The sequence below is a fragment of the Cyanobium sp. ATX 6A2 genome, from assembly GCF_024346355.1.
Classification (GTDB): Bacteria; Cyanobacteriota; Cyanobacteriia; order PCC-6307; family Cyanobiaceae; genus NIES-981.
In genome coordinates, this window is the sequence record NZ_JAGQCU010000045.1 from 1 (window position 1) to 2,382 (window position 2,382).

At 55.9% G+C, this 2,382-nt stretch carries 1 rRNA gene; it reads left to right on the forward strand.

From position 1 onward, the window contains the following. Positions 1 to 697 precede the first annotated feature (697 nt). Positions 698 to 2,183, forward strand: a 16S ribosomal RNA gene (locus tag KBY96_RS16215). Positions 2,184 to 2,382: the final 199 nt, after the last annotated feature.

Here is a 2,382-nt window from a genome sequence, read left to right on the forward strand (position 1 = left end):
TAAAGAGCTGCGCCCGAGAGGGAGCAGAGCCTGAAGCCCCGTGAAGCGCGAGCGAGCGGTGTTGTAGGTTTTCTGAGTTGCGAGCGAGGGCCTGACCGGAAGGTGAGGCAGGAGCGAGCAACAGAGGCTGCCAAGAGCTGAGAGGCGATGGGAGCGATCTGAGGGATGAGGAATCCAGCGGATTGCTCTGCGTTGTTTTGAGGAGGAGGCAGCTGCACCTGGACAACCCAAAACGTTTAGGAACTGACGCTTTCACAGCGCCAAGGTTCCAAGGCGAGGCTGCCGAGCGTTCCTGAGAGGGGATGTGAGGGAAGCGGAGCGTTGGAGCCGTGGCAGAAGGATGCTGTGAGGGTGTGAGGTCCCGTCAAAAGAAGAATGAGCGAGAGCGGCAGAGCGAGAGTGATGCTGTGATCGCGACCGGATCTGAGATCTGGGAAAGTCATGACCGAGCGTGAAGCGAGAGCCTGAGATTTGCGAGGTCAGCTGCGAGAGCAGGTGGTGTTGTGGATGCAGGTTTTGAGTGGAGTGTGTTGGTTGTGCACTCTTAGGAACCCTTCTGTCAGAGGAAGGAGGCTCCAACTGTCCTGACTGAGCGAGGGTAGACGTGAGCAGCGATGCGAGCGTGGACGTGAGTTTAGTCGCGAGGATGGGTGACGAGCGAATCAGACTGAGGTGAGAAGCCAAGAGGGTTTGATGTACTACGGAGAGTTTGATCCTGGCTCAGGATGAACGCTGGCGGCGTGCTTAACACATGCAAGTCGAACGAACCTACGGGTTAGTGGCGGACGGGTGAGTAACGCGTGAGAATCTGCCCTTAGGAGGGGGATAACGGCTGGAAACGGCCGCTAATACCCCATATGCCGAGAGGTGAAAGGAGAAATCGCCTGAGGATGAGCTCGCGTCTGATTAGCTAGTTGGTGAGGTAAGAGCTTACCAAGGCAGTGATCAGTAGCTGGTCTGAGAGGATGATCAGCCACACTGGGACTGAGACACGGCCCAGACTCCTACGGGAGGCAGCAGTGGGGAATTTTCCGCAATGGGCGCAAGCCTGACGGAGCAACGCCGCGTGAGGGACGAAGGCCTCTGGGCTGTAAACCTCTTTTATCAAGGAAGAAGATCTGACGGTACTTGATGAATAAGCCACGGCTAATTCCGTGCCAGCAGCCGCGGTAATACGGGAGTGGCAAGCGTTATCCGGAATTATTGGGCGTAAAGCGTCCGCAGGCGGCCTTGCAAGTCTGCTGTCAAAGAGTGGAGCTTAACTCCATAAAGGCAGTGGAAACTGTGAGGCTTGAGTGTGGTAGGGGCAGAGGGAATTCCCGGTGTAGCGGTGAAATGCGTAGATATCGGGAAGAACACCAGTGGCGAAGGCGCTCTGCTGGGCCATAACTGACGCTCATGGACGAAAGCCAGGGGAGCGAAAGGGATTAGATACCCCTGTAGTCCTGGCCGTAAACGATGAACACTAGGTGTCGGGGGAATCGACCCCCTCGGTGTCGTAGCCAACGCGTTAAGTGTTCCGCCTGGGGAGTACGCACGCAAGTGTGAAACTCAAAGGAATTGACGGGGGCCCGCACAAGCGGTGGAGTATGTGGTTTAATTCGATGCAACGCGAAGAACCTTACCAGGGTTTGACATCCTGCGAACCCCTGAGAGATCGGGGGGTGCCTTCGGGAGCGCAGAGACAGGTGGTGCATGGCTGTCGTCAGCTCGTGTCGTGAGATGTTGGGTTAAGTCCCGCAACGAGCGCAACCCACGTCTTTAGTTGCCAGCATTAAGTTGGGCACTCTAGAGAGACCGCCGGTGATAAACCGGAGGAAGGTGTGGATGACGTCAAGTCATCATGCCCCTTACATCCTGGGCTACACACGTACTACAATGCTACGGACAGAGGGCAGCAAACTCGCGAGAGCTAGCAAATCCCATAAACCGTGGCTCAGTTCAGATCGTAGGCTGCAACTCGCCTACGTGAAGGAGGAATCGCTAGTAATCGCAGGTCAGCATACTGCGGTGAATACGTTCCCGGGCCTTGTACACACCGCCCGTCACACCATGGAAGTTGGCCACGCCCGAAGCCGTTACTCCAACCCTTGTGGAGGAGGACGTCGAAGGTGGGGCTGATGACTGGGGTGAAGTCGTAACAAGGTAGCCGTACCGGAAGGTGCGGCTGGATCACCTCCTAACAGGGAGACAAAACCCGATGTTGATGTCTGGATGAATTTAGATTCCAGGCCAATGTCCTGTCACCTTAGGTCGATCGGTACCTCGAGGTGAGGCTATCAGAGAGCTGAGAGATCAGCATATTTGAGGGCCTTGCTTTCAGTTTCTAAACGTTGTCTAGGTCACCCCTAGGGGTAATCAATGAGGGGAGCAAGAACTGGT